The sequence below is a fragment of the Ferdinandcohnia salidurans genome (assembly GCF_042680725.1).
In the GTDB taxonomy this organism is placed as follows: Bacteria; Bacillota; Bacilli; order Bacillales; family Bacillaceae_L; genus Ferdinandcohnia; species Ferdinandcohnia salidurans.
In genome coordinates, this window is record NZ_JBHUEK010000008.1 from 54,919 (window position 1) to 72,953 (window position 18,035).

Consider the following 18,035-nt stretch of genomic DNA (forward strand, 5'->3'; position numbering starts at 1 on the left):
GGACAATTATAAAAAGAACCAACCTTCAGACACTGTAAAAGTATTTTCTTCCTCTAATAAAAGTAAACCTGCTAAGAAGAAGTCTGGTGGCTGTGGGTGTAAGAAAGTACGTAAATAAAATGGGAAACCTCTCATCAGAATTATAATATGATGAGAGGTTTATCTTGTTATAAGGTGAGCTGAAACAATGTATTCATAACAAAAAAAGGAGTTTCGAAACTCCTTTTTTAAGTAGGAACTAATGGACAATCTCCTGGTATCTCAGGAGGTGGACAAATAGTTGTATCCTTTATTTCTTCTCTAGGATTACATAAAGCTGCAAATACTTCCACCTTTACTTCTCCAATTACTTGAATACTTTGGCAAATTTGGATAAAGATTTGGATTTTGACACAATTAGAATGCTTGTTGAATTGTGGAAGTATCTTTACCTTACATTCAAAGTCAGTTATTTTACATTTAAGAGTTGTTCCTTCTGGTGCACAGAGATGAAATGTTTCATATTCTAGAAAAGGAAAGGTACATACCATGCAAACTTTATTTTTCGAATTTAAGAATTTTACTGTTATAAAACCTGATTTCAAAACGGTGACTTTTTGCAAGGTAACCTTTTTACCGTTTTGAAGTGTCACTTTGACGTTTTCCCTAGGGTATTCCTCGGTTTGTTCTTCACAATTAATGGAATTGGGATCATACGGGTCCAGTGGATTTCCATTTTTATCAGATAGGAAGCATATTGCATCTTTTATTTCCACGTTACATGGTTCTTCTTCAAAAGAGTAGTGGATATTCAATTCAAATTCTCCACAGCAACAACTTCCGGAGTGCTTTCCATTACATTGAATCTCGATGTGCTTAACCTGCCCAATTGTTCCACAAAAGGATTGGCCTTCACAAATGGAATTAATTTTTTCTCCGTTAACAAAAATGTCTAATTTACACCCACAAGAGGAGGTCAACTTTATCTTAACTGTTGCTGTAACATGATCAATCCCGTACCCTTTCCAAAGAAGTGTTCTGGAGTTTGAATTACATTTAATTTTAAAATCACAGCAGATACAATCTTTGAATTTATCCTTTTTTGAAGGGAATGAGATAACCTCTTTTTCCTTTATATGAACAATTCGATTCACCCAGTCAAATATTTTTTTTGTTCGGATACAGTGCTTATGTTCACTTGTTAGTTCTGTGAGCTGCAAGTATTGCTACCTCCTTTCGTACAGAATGGTCTTTTTAGTATATGGTCAATGATTATTATTTGTACTAGGCAAAAGATTCAACTGTATTTATATTAACAAGTATTTTAATATATCAGTCATTTGATAAAATTAATCTTTTATTAGCAAATATAGTAAATAAGCCGTTTCAAAACATGCAAAGTAGAAATACAAATATATGGATTAAATTATGCAGGAGGTGCAAACAGTGAAAAGATGTCATGATTTTTGTGATTGCAATGATTGCTGTGGAAAACATAAGGATTTCAAAAAGGAATCCTGCGATTTTGTCAAAGACAAAATTTGCTGTGAATGGTGTGTTCCACCAGGTCAAACGCGAGATGTCTATGTTGCAGCAGGTGTGCATGTATTTGCTTCAGGATTTATTTCAGTAAATTGTGATGGGGAGAGCAGTGTACAAGTAAGGTTTCTCAAAGACAGTGCTCCAGTTGCAGGGCCATTTACGGTTTCTGGAGGAGGCTGTATGACGTTCACAGCAGCAAACTTTAATAGAATCCAAGTTACTTGTCCAAGTGTAGCAGGCTCTGTTCCTAATGGTGATGACGATTTCTGCTCAGGAAAGATCTGTATTACTCCACGCTATCAGGTAAAATGTGATTCTCATGAACACGAGGATTGCGGCTGTCACTAATTTTAATTATACGGGTATTGGTTTGTATAAATCATACCCGTCTATTTTTTATGATAACAGATTAAAAGACTATTTATGTTAGGAGGTATAATTTTTGATCACGATTAGTTTATGTATGATTGTGAAAAATGAAGAGGCAACCTTATGGAATTGTCTTAATTCTGTTAAAGATATTGCCGATGAAATCATAATTGTGGATACTGGTTCAACAGATCGTTCGAAGGAGATCGCTCAGGAATTTACGGATAAAATTTATGACTTTGAATGGATAGGCGATTTTGCTCCAGCACGTAACTATTCTTTTAGCCACGCGAAAAAGGACTATATATTATGGTTAGATGCTGATGATGTTTTATTTGAGGAAGATCAGAAAAAATTATTAGAACTAAAGAAAAATTTAGATCCATCTGTTGATTCTGTTTCAATGATTTATAATTATGGGTTCGATAAGTACGGAAACGTAACTTTGAGTTTTCGAAGAAACCGGCTGGTAAAAAGAAGTAGAAACTTTCAATGGTATGGGGATTGTCACGTGTATTTACAAGTAGATGGGAAAATTCTTGATACTGATATTTGTGTTTCCCACAAAAGAGTTCATCATTCTACAGGAAGAAATTTAGCGATATATGAAAATAGAATTAACCGTGGGGATACATTTAGTCCACGCGATTATTATTACTATGCAAATGAGCTTGATGAAAATGGACTTACAGAAAAAGCGATTGAAAACTATTTAATCTTTCTAAATATGAATGCAGGTTGGGTAGAGGATAAAATCGCGGCATGTGGAAGATTAGCGGATTGTTATGGGAAATTAGGTAATACGGTAAAACAAAAAGAAGCTCTTTATAAATCATTTGAATATGATGTGCCACGTCCGGAGATCAGTTGTAAATTAGGATATTTGCTGAGAAGTAAGAAAAAATATCAAGCTGCAAAGTTTTGGTATGATACAGCTATCAATTATGAGAGACCAGAGGATAATTGGGGTTTTTTTAATGAGGCATATACGACTTGGGTACCGCACTTAAATCTTTGTGTTTGTTACTACTACTTGGGCGAATATGAAAAAGCATATTATCATAATGAAATCGCGAGGAAATATCGTCCTGAAGATGAGAGTGTTATTAATAACAAAAAGCTATTAGAAATGAAATTATCAATTAAACAAGATGACAGTAACGTGAAGGCATAGGCATAAACTTATGCCTTTGATTTATTAATTGTTTTATAGATATGACAATCGTACATTTTTCTATAGATTGGATGAACGCCGATACAAGCTTGAGCCTTTTTCAATAGATTATAAGGAAACTATTTGAAAGAGGTGAATATAAATTGTCAGGAATTAGATTCCATCATGATCACGATGATGATTGTATGTGTTCAAAATGTTGTATAAGTGGTCCGAGAGGCAAACGTGGTCCAACAGGTCCAACGGGACCTCCTGGAGCAACCGGTCCGACGGGCGCAACCGGAGCAAGAGGAGCAACAGGGGCGACAGGAGCAACAGGAGCAACGGGAGCGACAGGTCCAACAGGTCCAACAGGTCCAACAGGTCCAACAGGTCCAACAGGTCCAACAGGTCCAACCGGAGCAAGAGGTGCAACAGGTGCAACAGGTGCAACAGGAGCGACAGGTCCAACAGGTCCAACAGGTCCAACCGGAGCAAGAGGTGCAACAGGAGCAACAGGAGCAACGGGAGCGACAGGTCCAACAGGCCCAACAGGCCCAACAGGCCCAACAGGTCCAACCGGAGCAAGAGGAGCGACAGGAGCAACAGGTGCGACAGGAGCAACGGGACCGACAGGTCCAACAGGTCCAACAGGCCCAACAGGAGCAAGAGGAGCGACTGGTGCAACAGGAGCAACAGGAGCAACAGGAGCAACAGGAGCAACAGGAGCAACAGGTCCAACAGGCCCAACAGGTCCAACAGGCCCAACAGGAGCAAGAGGAGCGACTGGTGCAACAGGAGCAACAGGAGCAACAGGAGCAACAGGAGCAACAGGAGCAACAGGTCCAACAGGTCCAACAGGCCCAACAGGTCCAACCGGAGCAAGAGGAGCGACAGGAGCAACAGGTGCGACAGGAGCAACGGGTGCGACAGGAGCAACGGGTGCGACAGGAGCAACGGGACCGACAGGTCCAACAGGTCCAACAGGTCCAACAGGTCCAACAGGTCCAACAGGTCCAACAGGTCCAACAGGTCCAACCGGAGCAAGAGGAGCGACAGGAGCAACAGGTGCGACAGGAGCAACGGGTGCGACAGGAGCAACGGGACCGACAGGTCCAACAGGTCCAACAGGTCCAACAGGTCCAACAGGTCCAACCGGAGCAAGAGGAGCAACAGGAGCAACAGGAGCAACAGGAGCAACAGGAGCAACAGGAGCAACGGGAGCGACAGGTCCAACAGGCCCAACAGGTCCAACGGGTCCAACAGGAGCGACAGGCGCAACAGGTCCAACAGGTCCAACGGGTGAAAGAGGTCCGACAGGTCCAACAGGAGAATGTGAATGTGAACCTGTAGGTTGTACTTGTACTCAACAAATCGTACACCTTTTGGAGCAAATTGTAGAGAATAATAATGATCCTAATGAAACTGACATTGTTGTTAATATACGGACAATTGCTGATGGTAGTTCAGGAAATGTTGTTCCAGTTCGACTTATTCCAAATTCTTTAGCTGATCCTACATTGACACCTGGAGTTGTTGTAATGTCTAATGGATTAATTGTAGATATTTGTGAAATAGCTGTGTTAAGCCTGACTGGAAATAATACCTTTGCAAATCTAGGATTAACATTCCTTACTCATTTACCTGAACCAACTGATGAATCTTGTGAAGGAATTTGTGAATCTGCAATCAGGGAAGCTTTATCTGAATTGGATGGGGAAAACGTATCTATAAATACAGGTGGAGCAACATTTACAGGTATAATTGATGCCGATGAAATATATGTAGGTATCGTTAACCAAGGTGGACAAAATGCAATCACAACTTGTAACATCGCCTTTGTTAATCCGTAATGCTCTACTAGATTATCGTGAATGAATTAAGACAATAAAACTCCATTTAAAGGTTAACTAACTAAATTAGTATTTGATGCATTAAAGGCATAGAGCTTGTCTCTATGCCTTTTATATTTTTTAAAATAGAAAGATATATAACTAGGGACATGTGCTGAGTCAGCGAATATAGGGATTTAATACAATATAAAGATCCAAAATTTTGTTGACAGAGGTGACATAATGTCAGGAATTCGTTTTCATGATGATGAATGTGAATGTTCAAAATGCTGTGCAAGTGGTCTAAGAGGTCCAAAAGGTAAACGTGGTCCAACCGGTCCAGCAGGACCAACGGGACCGACTGGCCCTACAGGGTTTCCAGGCAGAACTGGGGAAATAGGTCCGACAGGCCCAACCGGTCCAACGGGACCAACAGGAGAAATGGGAACACCAGGTGCTACCGGTGCAACTGGACCAACAGGAGCAACAGGTCCGACCGGAGCAAGAGGTCCAACCGGTCCAGAATCAGATTCTGATTGCGATTGCTGTGTAGAACCGATGAAGAATGTATTAAATCAACTTCAAGGAGAAAGCGGTACGCTCTACACTACTGATGATACAATTAATGGAACGATTGTTGCATCACCTAACACTTTTTCGAAGGATTTCTTACTAAACTTTACAACCTCATCTGGTTCTGAAGTTATTCCAATTTGCCATATTGTTGCTTTCGAGCCAGATGATTCAAGTGTCGAGGTAACACTCCAAGATCCAGTAGATAACACAGGTTCCTGTAATTGCTGTGAGGATTCAGTTACAGCTTATTTTGCAGATTTTGAAGGGGAAAGTCAAGAATTTACTATCGGTACTGTTGGCCAAGAACTACAAAGCTTTACTAATGCAACAGTAGAAGACGTAGGAGAAGGTATTGTACGTTTCTCAAGACCAAGCGGAGATGCTTTTATATCTTCTTGTTTCATTCAAAGAATAATTCTTGAAAATCAAGGGGATGATTAATCTCTTTAAATAAAAATAGAGCTGATTTCAGCTCTATTTTTATGAATGAAAAATTAGCTAGTTCCTATCCCTACATATCTAATCCCCAGCTTCTCAATTTCTTCTTTACTTAATACATTTCGTCCATCCAAAATTAATTTACAATTTGTGAATTCTGCAAAATTAATACTCATGTATTCACTGTGAAAAGCCTGGATAACGACTATTTCAATTTGTTCAATCGCTTCTTTAGAAAAGGGAATAACCTCATATTTTGAAATTTCGTTAGCCGTAAAATAAGGGTCATCAACAAAAACAGTTGCTTCCCTCTTTTTTAGTTCATTAATAAGTAGTTGGGTAGAAGATCTTGTTGCCTCTTTAACGTTTTCTCGAAATGATAAGCCCAAAATTAATATTTTTGAATGTTTTAAAGAGGTATGGATATTCTCTATTTTAGTAACTGCATATGCTGCCATGTTATCGTTCATTTCTCTTGAAAGAGTAACTAAGCCTTTGTCTAAACCTTTGTTAATAAAAAAATAGGGGTAAACAGGAATGCAATGCCCACCAACACCAACACCTGGGTTATGAATATTGGAAAATGGTTCACTGTTTGCAGCTTTAATAACTTCTTTTATATTTACTCCATATTTTTCTCCAAAAACAGCTAATTCATTTGCTAACGCTATATTGACATCACGATAAGTAGCCTCAGCAACTTTTGTAAACTCTGCTGTTTCTAAAGAGCTTACTTGTAAAACGTCACAACCTATTGCTTCTTTATAAAATTCCGTAGCAATCTTTAAACTTCTGTCATTATAGCCACTTACAATCTTCGGGTATGTTTGAAGATCTTGAATAATACGATTTGAATAAACTCTTTCGGGACTATATGCTAAATAAAAATCCTTCCCCATTTGAAACCCGGAAAGTTCCTCGATTTTTTTACCAAATCTATTTCTTGTGTCACCAGTTGGAATAGTAGTTTCAAAAATAACAAGTGTATTCTTTTGAATGCCTTTCCCGATATCTTCTACGGCAGAATCAATGTATTGATAATCTATTTCATTTTGGTCGTTTAGTAGTACAGGAACAATTACAACAACTACATCGGAGTTACTAACGGCTTTAGTTGTATTCGTTGTACAATTCAGCAAACCCTTTTGCTTTGCACTTCTTAACAGTTCCTGAACTCCAGGTTCATTTTTAATATGAGATATTCCTGAATTTACTTGTTTAATGACATTTTCATTTTTATCCGCACCGTAAACAAAAAAACTACCACTATTTGCAAATACTGTTGCTAAAGGTAGTCCGATCTTCCCAAGTCCTACAACAGTCACTTTTTTCATGATACATCTCCTCTGTCATTGTTCTAATAAAGCAATTTTATTTAACATAGTATGCTGAATACAACGGGAAAAGTGTGTGTGTATTTATCAGGGGTTAATAGTAATGATTACAAATATTAATAATCCACCATTGTCCTATACCAAATTGTAGGAAGAGTCATATTCTATAAGTATCGTAAAATAGCAAAGAGGTGTGATTTGTTGGAAAAACTAAAAATATTAGTATTGGTTAGAGAATTTTGGAAAAAGTTCCCGAAACACATACCGAAATTTGAGGCACTTCAAGCACTTGAAAAATATGCAGAAGTTCGATATTGGTACCGAAATGGACATATTAACGACATCATGGACAGATTGAATTTTAGACCAGATTTTATTATTCATTATGATATTGCATGGGGATCTGCACTTGCGCCAAGCATTTCGGGTCTAGATAAGATTGACATTCCAAAAGGAGCCTTTGTAATAGATATTCATTACAATACGGGGGCAAGACGGAAGTACTTTGCACAAAATAAGATCGATTTAATTTTTTCACTCACCAAAAGTGCCTTTCTTAAAACCTATCATGAATATAAGGAAAAATTTAGATGGGTTCCATTTTCTGTTAATCCGGAGGTATTTAAAGATTGGCAAATAAAGAAAGAAATAGATTACCTTTTAATGGGTGCAGTATACGACCGAGAGGGAAAGGAGCCAAATTTAACAAAGACTGGAAGAGGCGAATATCCTTTTCGGGAGGAAGTTTTAGTGAAAATGAGAGATATCGATGGGTTTGTTTTTCACCCACATCCAGGACATCAAGGTAGGCAAAAGGAGGGTACATTTCTTAATGAAAATTATGCAAAGGAAATAAGTCGTTCCAAAATCTTTTTTACATGTGGTTCCTCATTAAAATATCCAGTATTAAAATTTTTTGAGGCGCCTGCATGTAATACTTTGCTCTTGGCAGAACCAGTTCCTGACATCTTAGAATTAGGATTTGAAGACGGTGTAAATTTTGTTGCATGTGATAAATCCAATTTCTACGAAAAAGCTCTTTACTATTTGGATAATGTGGAAGAGAGACAACAGATAACTGAAAATGGATTTAACTTTATTCACAGTCACCATACAAATGATATGCGGGCACAACAACTAGTCACTTATATAAAAGAATACATTGAAAAAGGTCGGAATGTATAGTTTCGGCCTATTTTTAATATAACCGAGCAAATGTCCATACCCTTTCTAGTATATTTTCATACGAATAAAAAGGAATACATTCGTGAAACAAAAGGCTCCTTTTGGCGAGAACATAAGTGACTTATAAGAAAAGAGGGATGACATGACTGAAGGAAGTTTTATACCGGATAGTGCCGTTATCGGAAGACAAGTGGTTATTGAAGAAGGAGTCAAAATCGGGGAAAATGTATCAATTGGCCATAATACTGTTATTTTAGAAGGCACTTCCATAGGAGATAACGTTAAAATCGGAGCAAATTGCGTACTAGGTATTCGGCCGGGTGGAAACGCCAAGATGAGAAAAATAAATCAAATACCACAACGATTAACCATTCACTCGAATGTTAGAATTGGTAATCTTGTTTCCATTTACACATGCTCTGAAATAAATGAACATGTTTTTATCGGTGATCATGCAAGTATTCGTGAAAATGTTAGTGTTGGAAATGGTTCAGTAATTGGAAGGGCTGCTATTGTAGAATTAAACACCAAAATAGGCGAAAATTGTACGATTCAAACACTGGCCTATGTTACGGGAGATACAATCATTGAGGACAACGTATTTATCGGTCCCTGCGTTTCGATGTCGAACGATAAATACATGGGGGCAAAGGATTATACTTTAAAAGGTCCTCATATTAAAAAAGGTGCAAAAATCGGCAATAATGCATCCTTGCTACCTGGAGTTACAATTGGAAATCATGCCATTATTGGAGCTGGTTCAGTGGTTACAAAGGATATTCAAGACGGCTTGATTGTTGCAGGTGTTCCAGCTACTAGATTAGGCACGGAACATAATGGGGGAATAGAAGAATGAATATACCAATGGTCGATTTAATCGAAGAACTGAAATTAATGGGAAATTCGATAAAGAAATCTGTGCATGAGGTAATTGATAGTGGTTCTTATATTCTAGGCGACAAAGGGAGGAATTTTGAACAGCAGATATCTGAGTACCTCAATGCAAAATACTCTGTTGGAGTAGCGAATGGCTCAGATGCTCTTCTTTTGGCATTAGAAGCAATGGAAATAGGAGAAGGAGATGAGGTTATTACCACTCCATTTACCTTTTTTGCTACTGCAGAAATGATTACACGAGTTGGTGCAACACCCGTTTTTGTTGATATTGAACCAGAGACGTACAATATTGATCCTACAAAAATCGAGGCAGCAATTACTGAGAAGACAAAAGCAATCATGGTCGTACATTTATTTGGAAAATCGGCTGAAATGGAACAGATTTTAAAAATTGCTAAGGAGCATCAATTAATAATAATTGAGGATGCTGCTCAAGCTATGGGAACTGTATATAAGGGGAAAAAGGTTGGACAAATCGGGGATATTGGCTGTTTTTCATTTTTTCCATCTAAGAATCTTGGTGCATTCGGTGATGCTGGAATAGTGGTTACGAATCACACGGAGGCATATGAGAAGTTAAATTGTCTACGTAATCATGGTAGTACCGAGCGCTATGTCCATTCTCTTATTGGAGTCAACAGTCGGTTAGATGAGATACAGGCTGCCATATTGATCGAAAAATTAAAAATGCTTGAATACTTCTTAGATAATAGAAGAGATATAGCAAATAAATACACTTCAGAACTATCAAAATTGTTTAAGACTCCTCCAACTATTCTAGACCGCTCGCATACTTTTCATCAATATTGTATACAAACAGAGAAGCGTGATGAGTTAAGCAAATTCCTTGAAAAGAAAGGAATCGCATCAGCCATCTATTATCCAATTCCATTACATTTACAACAAGCATTTCAGTTCTTGAATTATCAAAAAGGGGATTTTCCAATAAGTGAAAGTGTTGCGAAGGAGATTCTTGCACTCCCTATTTTTCCGATGATGACAGAATTACAACAGGAGTATATTATATCTGCAGCAAAAGAATTTAAGGGTGTTCAATCATGAAAATTGTAAAAATGGGAGTGGTGGGTGTAGGAAATATGGGCTCCTATCACTGTCAGAAATTAAAAGGATTAAATAGTGTTGATTTTATTGGTGTGTTCGATCCAGATTTTGAAAAAGCAAGTACAATGGCAAATAAGATAAATGTCAAAGCATTTGAAACTTATCATGCCTTATTACAAAATGTTGATGCCGTTATTATTGCTGCTCCTACAAAATTTCATTTCATTTTAGCTGAAGAAGCAATAAAGCAAAATAAGCATGTTCTAGTCGAAAAACCTATTGCTGTTTCACTTGAAGAAACTAGTAAACTAAAAGATACACTAAAGGGTAAGGAAATTATTTTACAAGTGGGGCATATAGAAAGGTATAATCCAGTGGTACCACAATTGAGAGAATTAGTAACCGACATTATTTTTATTGAGGCAAAGCGAATTGGATATTCGGGAAGAATCAAAGATGTTGATGTTGTCTTAGATGTCATGATTCACGATATTGATATTGTACTTAGTCTTGCTCAATCTCCAATTTCAGACATTTCTGCTGCAGGGGTCTGTCTAAAAGAGAAGGGGCATTATGACTACGTCAATGCACTGTTAACCTTTGAAAATGGCGTTGTTGCTTCATTGGTAGCAAGTGATATATCACAAGAAAAAGCACGAACATTAATCATTACTGAAAAAGAACGTATGATAAAAACGAATTTTGTGACAAGACAACAACTTATCTTAAAAAATAAACCTGATGAGCCGAGGAAATATCCTACAGATTTTATTATCGAGAAAATTGCCATTCCGAATACAGATCCTCTATTAAATGAATTAGAACACTTCGTTGCATGTATACAGCAAAATAAAAGACCAGAAGTTAGCCTTGGGGAAGGTGAAGCAGCGTTAGATGTTGCATTAAAAATTAAAGCATATCTTCTTAAGCAAAATAAAATCAACTAAAAACACAACCAATTTCTAAGGGAATTGGTTGTGTTTTGTTTATGATATTATTTTTTTCGGCCATAGCCTAAATATATGACATTTCGTGAACTTATTGGGTAACCATAAACGTCCTGAATCTCAACAATCTCATTATACCTTTGAACAATCTCATTTTTATCTACAAAATATCTAACATGACTTGCGGAATCAAAGTTTGGTACAGAGAAAATAACATTAACCCCACTTTTGATTTTGTTTAAAACAAGCATATCTTCTTTTAGATGTTCTAGAACTTCAAAAATAATGACGGTATTATAATTCTCTTGAAAGATTTTAGAGGTATATGCGCTATCTACATGAAACTTTTCACGCTCTTGGGGATTCGTTTGCTGTGCTAATTTAATCGCTTCATCACTATAATCGAAACCTTTATAATCTTTAAACCCTTGATCAAATAGCATATTTGCAAATTGTCCTACTCCACAGCCAATTTCTAAAATGTCTGGGTTTTTAATTTCCTTAAGTAAATCGATTGATTTCTTCCAGATTTTATAATAAGGACTTGCCTGATAATGTTTGGCATACATTCCGCCCTTTTTATACACTTCATCATAAAAGTCTTTATTTTTTTCTGCCTTATTAATTTCCATTAAATAAAACTCCCTTCTTCCAATGAAAACGTCTTAAAAATTTCTTCCGTTTTTTATTTCTGGTTTTCGATTATTTCATTCATTTTTTCTACTAAAAACTCTGCCCTTGCTTTTGTTGAATGATATTCTCGAATAAATTCATATCCAGCATCTGCAATTTTCTGACGTTCTTCCTCATGGGTTAAATAGTATTTAGCTTTTTCATAAAAGTCATTTTCGTTAATATCTACAAAATTTTTACCAGGGATAAATCCCAAATCTTCTATTTCTTTTGATGTCGGTGCCATTAAGAGAGTTCGGCATGCGGGAACCTCAAAATACTTTTTAATTGGATACTTCAAAATGGAATCACATGTGAAAAATATTTTTGCCTGGTTAATTTTTTTTGCATAATTTTCACCTACAACTCTTCTTTTTTCATCAGCAGGTGAAAACGACCTGTATCCTGGATGTTTATAATATGTGAATCCTGGTTCGTTTTGCATCGTGGAAAGGATTTTTTGACGCAATGGGTATAATCGGTCTATTTTTCCTATCAGCAAATAATCAATTGTTTTTGGCAGTTGGTAGTCTTTAAATACTTCTGTATAGGCATGATGTGGAAGCCAATATATTCTATCTTTTAAGGTAGGGTATTTTCTTAGAAAAGAATCCCGTACAACTGGAAAAAGATACTGAATATTATTGTCCATTATAAACTTCCCGCGAGCTCCTGAATTTTTATCAGGATCTTCAACCATAAGACCGAAGGGGATGTTAACGTTCTTTATGCCACTAATTCTAGGGGCTGTCATTTTATCAAGATCATATAAAAGAATGAAGTCTGGTCGAGTAGAAAGCTGTGAAAGGATATCTTGGAGATTTCCAGGATTATGCCAAACTGTTAAATTAGTTATTTTTTCAAGCTCTTTAGACAAATAATAGGGTGATTTATCGATATGTTGCGAACGATCAGTTGTTATAAAGAGTAAGTTTATCATTTTCTTTCCGCCTTTCGTAGATTCATATTATATGTATGTAGCAGGATGGACCGAAGTGTGGATGATAAGGTGAAAATGAGTATACAGTCTAGCACGACAATTCCTCATTTGAATACTTTAATAACATTAAAGCGATGGTAACCTACATGAAATAATCAGCAGAGGAGTAAGAAAATGACGCTTAGTTCTAATGATTTGGCCCGCCCTAAAATTGCGGTTTACGGCATTTTTAAAAATGAAGAAAAGTTTATTAAGAGATATTTAGAATCTGTGAAAGATGCGGATGAAATCGTACTATGTGACACAGGTACGACTGACAAAACAAATGAATTAATTGAGGAATTCCGAAAAGAAAATCCAAAAGTCCCATTATCTGTTTATCACATTTGTGTTTCACCTTGGCGCTTTGATGATGCTTTCAATACGGCACTGTCATTGATTAATTCCGAAATAGATCTTTGCATTGCACTTGGTTTAGATGAGTATTTAATGGAGGGATGGAAGGAACACATCATCAAAAACTATGATCCTGCGATTACCAGATACTTTCATAAATTTAGCACGATTTGGCCAGGTGGTGGTAGAAGCCAACATTGGCATGAGCGAATTCATAAACGTTTAGGATACCAATGGAAGCTTCCGGTACATGAAATTCTCGAGTATAACGGGGAAGAAAAAATCAAACGGTTAAATAACTTCTGGATTTATCAAAAACCAGATACTGAAAAATCGAGATCCAGTTATCTACCACTTTTAGAACAATCCGTTAAGGAACGAAAGGATGTTTGGAAATCATGGAGTTTTCTTGCAGGGGAATATTTGAGAGTACGTAAATATGATAAAGCCATTTGGGCTACCGATGAGGCACTTAAAATTGAAGATAGTGATAAAGGCTATCTCCATAAATTAAAATACATTATTTATAAGTCACAAAATAAAAATGATTTAGCATTAATTGAACTAAATCAGGCTATCCCTCACTTGCCATACAGACGGGAAATACGGTTTGAAAAAGCAAAGTTTCTTCATCAGCTTGGAAGAAATCTAGAAGCATATTTGATGATTAAAGAAGCTGAACAACTTAAACAAAAAATCACAGATTACCATTATAACCAACATGCATGGAATGAAGATTTTGAGAAGTGGAAAGAAAATCTGTTCGAGCTTGCTAAAAAGGAAGGTTTTGGCAATGGATAAGAAATTAAGAGTGGCAGTATATGCAATCTGTAAAAATGAGGAGCAATTTGTAGATGAATGGATGGATTCCATGCAGGAAGCAGATGTAATTGTTGTAGCAGATACAGGTTCCACGGATAAAACAGTCGAAAAACTAAAAGCTAGGGGGGCGCAGGTATATTCCATCAAAATAGACCCTTGGCGATTCGATCTTCCTCGAAATATTTCATTGAATTTTGTACCAGAGGATGTAGACGTCTGTGTATGTACGGATTTAGATGAAGTTTTTGAGCCAGGATGGAGAGGGGAAATTGAAAAAGCGTGGACGGAGAAAACGACGAGAATCAATTATATGTATACATGGAAATTCAATCCAGATGGTTCAAGGGGTTCTACCTTTTGGAGAGGGAAAATTCATAGAAGACATGGATACAGATGGGTACATCCGGTACATGAAGTATTGTACTACTATGGTCCAGGGGAAGAAAATATTGTATGGGAAAGAAATATTCAATTAAATCATTTTCCGGACAATACGAAATCGCGAGGGCAATATCTCCCATTGTTAGAGTTGTCAGTAAAAGAACATCCTGATTATCTAGTGAATTTGTTCTATTTAGGTCGAGAGTACATGTACTATAACAAATGGGAAGAAAGTATGAAGACCCTTGAAATATTCTTAAACAAGCCAGAAGCTACCTGGAACGATCAAAGAAGTGCAGCAATGAGATTTATAGCTAGAGGACATTTGAAAAAAGGAAATACTGTAGAGGCAATATCATGGTTTTATAAAGCGATTGCTGAAGCACCTCATTTAAGAGAGCCATATGTTGAAATGGCAAAGTTAGCCCATTCCGAAAAGAATTGGCCACTCGTGTATGCAATGGTGGAAAATGGTCTGAGGATTACAACTAAAAAAGCCACATATTTAACAGAAGCTTCTGCTTGGGATTACACACTGTACGACTTAGGGGCTTTAAGTTGTTATTACTTAGGAATGCTTGAAAAGTCGGTCGAGTTTTCAAAAAAAGCATTAGAAATGGCTCCGGAAAATGTAAGGCTGCAAAATAACTACAATCTTATTAAAAATGCAATGGAAAGATAATGATAAATCTACTTCAATTACATCCCAAATATTATCTGTGTAAATAGTTAACATGAGGTTGAGGCTGTGCAGACGAACAGCCTCTTTTATTTACAAAAAAGGCGCTTGTCCTCGGACAAACACCGCTCCAATTTAATCTCATCTTACATATTTTATCCTATAGGAAAAAATTGGAGGTGAGAGAGATGTTTGGATTTTCAATGGTTCAATTTACAAGGAACTATGGTTCAAAAATGGACAAAAATCTCAGGAAGAATCTAGTGAATTTATATCGCCCATTTAAATGGACACCATGCTTTTTACACAAAACACTCGAAAAAATCATCAAGAAAACAAGGAAGTTTGATGTCATTATCGAGTACACAGATCAAAATGAAATTCAGGATAATGTCAAAGCAGTGATGAATCGTCATTATGGCTGCAAACTCAACTATGAATTTAAAACCATTCCAAGCTGTTCAGCAACGGTTACCGCAGCGGGTTTAGAGGAACTATTACAAACATGCACAAATGTAAAACGAGTCTATTTAAATTCAGAAGTAAAAGCATTACTAAATGTTGCGACTCCAGCGGGTAGAGCAGACGGTATTGTTCGAAATGGAACAGAACTAACAGGTGAAGGTGTAACAGTAGCGGTTATCGATACTGGAATCTATCCACATCAAGATCTGGAAGGAAGAATTATCGGGTTTGAAGATTTGGTGAGTGGTCAGGTGGAACCTTATGATGATAATGGACATGGTACCCATTGTGCGGGTGATGCAGCTGGCAATGGGATGGCTTCTGGAGGAAAATATAAGGCGCCTGCACATAAAGCAAATGTGGTTGGTGTAAAAGTATTAAATAAACTAGGATCTGGTTCACTCGATACAGTAATGAAGGGTGTTGAGTGGTGTATCCTAAATAATCAGGATCCGAGCAAACCCAAAATCGATATTATCTCTATGTCGCTTGGTGCAACTGCACAGAGGCTAAATAACGAAGATGCTGATCCAATGGTACAAGTCGTAGAGAAAGCATGGGACAGTGGAATCGTCGTATGTGTGGCAGCAGGAAATGAAGGCGATGAACCTAATACAATTGCAAGTCCGGGGATTAGCGATAAAGTTATTACGGTTGGAGCACTCGATGATAAAAATACACTAGATGAGCGAGAAGATGATACAATCGCAGAATTTTCAAGTAGAGGACCGACAATCTATAATGTTCTTAAGCCAGATATTGTAGCTCCAGGTGTAAATATCGTTTCACTACGATCTCCTAACTCATATCTGGATAAGTTCCAAAAAGCAAGTCGTGTTGATGAACATTATATCACCTTATCTGGTACTTCGATGGCTACCCCATTCTGTGCTGGTGTAGTAGCATTAATGATTGAAAACAAGAAAATACAGAATAAAAGCTTTACTCCTGATGATATAAAAAAGGATTTACTAAATGGCGCAGACAAATGGAAGGGCATCGATTATAACACGTATGGTGCAGGCTATATTAATGCACAAAACTCAATCAAGTAACTTCACCTAAAACAGGCTCAGGTAGCCTGTTTTTATCATTTTATATAGTACTTGGAGGTGTTGTGCTTTGAGCAAATTTGAAAAAGAGATCGAACGTTTTGTTGCGGATTACTACAAAGACCATGATGAAGCGAAAGCAAAACTAGATAAATGGTCTGCAGAAACAGAAAAGGGATTAAACGAGTTAGATAAGCAGGCGGGAGAATTTGAAAAAGGGCTTGAAACAAGAATGGAAAAGCTTGATCAATGGTTTACTAAAAAGCAACAAGAGTTGGATAAAAACTTAGAGGGGTAGGTACCCTGAAATTCCGCGTTTGCCCTGTGCTCCTGTCCTCACAAAATCACACTTCATAACATATTTTATAATGTACTCTTTCAATGAGGAGGTGCTAAATATGGGTTACGGATTCGGTGGTTGCGGATATGGCGGCTACGGTTATGGCGGTGGAGGCTACGGCAATACATTTGTATTAATCGTAGTATTATTCATCCTATTAATTATTGTAGGTGCTTCTTTCTATAACTAATCACAACATTTCCCTAAGTAGAAGTACGAGTCAATCGGCTCGTACTTTCTCCATTTAATAACAAAAAATAGTTTTTTCAACAACCTCGCACATCTTTTAGGCGGGGGTCATACGATATAACACAATGTAAGGAGGCTTCGAAATGGACAATAACTTTTTTAAGAATATTGAAAAGAAAACAGGCGTAAATATGCAGGAGGTACTCCAATTAGCAAACTCTTTGCAAAATGCGAATTTTAAGGATGAAAAAACAGTTCGTGCTGTAATTAAAAAGGTTTCTAAAATTGCAAATAAGCCAGTAAACAAACAGCTTGAAGATAAAATTGTAAAAAGCATTGTAAGCGGTGACGAAAAACTGGACTTTGGAACCATTTCAAAAATGATCAATAAAAAGTAAGCGTGTGGTCTGGCCAAGTTGCCAGGCCTTTTCTGATACGACCCTTACAAATACAGGGGAGGCTTCGAAATTTTTAATAACTAACATAATGTAAATACTCGATACATAAAACGAAAGAAAAAAGGAATGGAGGGCAAAATATGGGATATATATTACCAATCAACAATGAACAATATAATCAATATGTACACCGGACTACAACTTATAAAACAAACCTTATGAGGCTACATCAAGTAAATCCAGTGTCTTTGAATAATAATCAGCGTACGTATGATCTACACCAAGTTGAACGGAAAGCAATGACGAAAAAACAAAGCCAATATATTGAAAATATTCGTTCTCAATATACTGGCAAAGGGTTGCTTTACAACGAGTCTATATGAAAAA

The 18,035-nt window shown here is 36.9% G+C and carries 19 protein-coding genes; 15 read left to right on the forward strand and 4 right to left on the reverse strand.

All coding sequences use genetic code 11. The annotated features are described in order from the left end of the window. Positions 1-227 precede the first annotated feature (227 nt). On the reverse strand, positions 228-1,199 hold the full coding sequence (locus ACFSFW_RS06175) for a BMQ_0737 family morphogenetic spore coat protein (protein ID WP_388036167.1): 972 nt from the start codon (positions 1,197-1,199) through the stop codon (positions 228-230). 226 nt (positions 1,200-1,425) lie between these two features. Here ACFSFW_RS06175 and ACFSFW_RS06180 point away from each other — a divergent pair, with 226 nt between their 5' ends. The 4 genes from ACFSFW_RS06180 to ACFSFW_RS06195 all read left to right on the forward strand — a co-directional run bounded on the left by ACFSFW_RS06180 (position 1,426) and on the right by ACFSFW_RS06195 (position 5,892). Next, positions 1,426-1,869 (forward strand): S-Ena type endospore appendage, encoded by a 444-nt coding sequence (locus tag ACFSFW_RS06180; protein ID WP_304212954.1) that lies wholly within the window; start codon positions 1,426-1,428, stop codon positions 1,867-1,869. A gap of 94 nt (positions 1,870-1,963) precedes the next feature. Then, positions 1,964-3,064 carry a glycosyltransferase gene (locus tag ACFSFW_RS06185; protein WP_304212951.1) on the forward strand — a complete coding sequence of 367 codons (1,101 nt, stop codon included), beginning with the start codon at positions 1,964-1,966 and terminating at the stop codon, positions 3,062-3,064. Positions 3,065-3,207: 143 nt separating this feature from the next. Further along, complete coding sequence (locus ACFSFW_RS24235; protein ID WP_417398460.1) at positions 3,208-4,896, forward strand: hypothetical protein; 1,689 nt, start codon at positions 3,208-3,210, stop codon at positions 4,894-4,896. Positions 4,897-5,118: 222 nt separating this feature from the next. Then, positions 5,119-5,892, forward strand: coding sequence for a collagen-like domain-containing protein (locus tag ACFSFW_RS06195; RefSeq protein ID WP_388036172.1), 774 nt, complete (start codon positions 5,119-5,121; stop codon positions 5,890-5,892). A gap of 53 nt (positions 5,893-5,945) precedes the next feature. Here the strand turns inward: ACFSFW_RS06195 and ACFSFW_RS06200 are convergent, their stop codons facing one another. Beyond that, positions 5,946-7,223 (reverse strand): nucleotide sugar dehydrogenase, encoded by a 1,278-nt coding sequence (locus ACFSFW_RS06200; protein WP_388036174.1) that lies wholly within the window; start codon positions 7,221-7,223, stop codon positions 5,946-5,948. Positions 7,224-7,424: 201 nt separating this feature from the next. On the opposite strand from ACFSFW_RS06200, the gene ACFSFW_RS06205 reads away from it, so the two are divergent. The 4 genes from ACFSFW_RS06205 (at position 7,425) to ACFSFW_RS06220 (ending at position 11,314) form a co-directional block, all read left to right on the forward strand. Further along, entirely contained in the window at positions 7,425-8,408 is a 984-nt protein-coding gene (locus ACFSFW_RS06205; RefSeq protein ID WP_388036177.1) for a glycosyltransferase family protein, read from the forward strand. A 142-nt stretch (positions 8,409-8,550) separates the two neighbouring features. Further along, on the forward strand, positions 8,551-9,264 hold the full coding sequence (locus ACFSFW_RS06210) for a DapH/DapD/GlmU-related protein (RefSeq protein ID WP_388036180.1): 714 nt from the start codon (positions 8,551-8,553) through the stop codon (positions 9,262-9,264). After that, a complete protein-coding gene (locus ACFSFW_RS06215) occupies positions 9,261-10,367 on the forward strand; it encodes a DegT/DnrJ/EryC1/StrS family aminotransferase (protein ID WP_388036183.1) in 1,107 nt (368 codons plus the stop codon). The genes ACFSFW_RS06210 and ACFSFW_RS06215 overlap by 4 nt, the downstream gene beginning before the upstream one ends. Beyond that, positions 10,364-11,314 (forward strand): Gfo/Idh/MocA family protein, encoded by a 951-nt coding sequence (locus ACFSFW_RS06220; RefSeq protein WP_388036186.1) that lies wholly within the window; start codon positions 10,364-10,366, stop codon positions 11,312-11,314. Before ACFSFW_RS06215 ends, ACFSFW_RS06220 begins: the two co-directional genes overlap by 4 nt. A 47-nt stretch (positions 11,315-11,361) precedes the next feature. On the opposite strand, the gene ACFSFW_RS06225 is transcribed toward ACFSFW_RS06220, so the two are convergent. After that, a complete protein-coding gene (locus tag ACFSFW_RS06225; RefSeq protein WP_388036189.1) occupies positions 11,362-11,946 on the reverse strand; it encodes a class I SAM-dependent methyltransferase in 585 nt (194 codons plus the stop codon). Positions 11,947-11,999: 53 nt separating this feature from the next. After that, entirely contained in the window at positions 12,000-12,926 is a 927-nt protein-coding gene (locus tag ACFSFW_RS06230) for a glycosyltransferase (protein WP_388036192.1), read from the reverse strand. A 174-nt stretch (positions 12,927-13,100) separates the two neighbouring features. On the opposite strand from ACFSFW_RS06230, the gene ACFSFW_RS06235 reads away from it, so the two are divergent. The 7 genes from ACFSFW_RS06235 (at position 13,101) to ACFSFW_RS06265 (ending at position 18,031) form a co-directional block, all read left to right on the forward strand. Further along, the gene (locus ACFSFW_RS06235; protein ID WP_388036195.1) at positions 13,101-14,123 is read left to right on the forward strand and encodes a glycosyltransferase; all 1,023 of its coding nucleotides are present in this window, start codon (positions 13,101-13,103) and stop codon (positions 14,121-14,123) included. Next, the gene (locus ACFSFW_RS06240) at positions 14,116-15,207 is read left to right on the forward strand and encodes a tetratricopeptide repeat-containing glycosyltransferase (RefSeq protein WP_388036198.1); all 1,092 of its coding nucleotides are present in this window, start codon (positions 14,116-14,118) and stop codon (positions 15,205-15,207) included. Before ACFSFW_RS06235 ends, ACFSFW_RS06240 begins: the two co-directional genes overlap by 8 nt. A gap of 185 nt (positions 15,208-15,392) precedes the next feature. After that, complete coding sequence (locus tag ACFSFW_RS06245; RefSeq protein WP_388036201.1) at positions 15,393-16,724, forward strand: S8 family peptidase; 1,332 nt, start codon at positions 15,393-15,395, stop codon at positions 16,722-16,724. A 67-nt stretch (positions 16,725-16,791) separates the two neighbouring features. Beyond that, a complete protein-coding gene (gene yjzK, locus ACFSFW_RS06250) occupies positions 16,792-17,019 on the forward strand; it encodes a protein YjzK (protein WP_304212916.1) in 228 nt (75 codons plus the stop codon). 100 nt (positions 17,020-17,119) lie between these two features. Then, positions 17,120-17,251, forward strand: coding sequence for a YjcZ family sporulation protein (locus ACFSFW_RS06255; RefSeq protein ID WP_099364869.1), 132 nt, complete (start codon positions 17,120-17,122; stop codon positions 17,249-17,251). 142 nt (positions 17,252-17,393) lie between these two features. Further along, a complete protein-coding gene (gene spoVIF / locus ACFSFW_RS06260; RefSeq protein WP_099364870.1) occupies positions 17,394-17,648 on the forward strand; it encodes a sporulation-specific transcription regulator SpoVIF in 255 nt (84 codons plus the stop codon). A gap of 140 nt (positions 17,649-17,788) precedes the next feature. Further along, positions 17,789-18,031, forward strand: a complete 243-nt coding sequence (locus ACFSFW_RS06265) for a hypothetical protein (protein ID WP_099354141.1) — start codon at positions 17,789-17,791, stop codon at positions 18,029-18,031. Positions 18,032-18,035 lie beyond the last annotated feature (4 nt).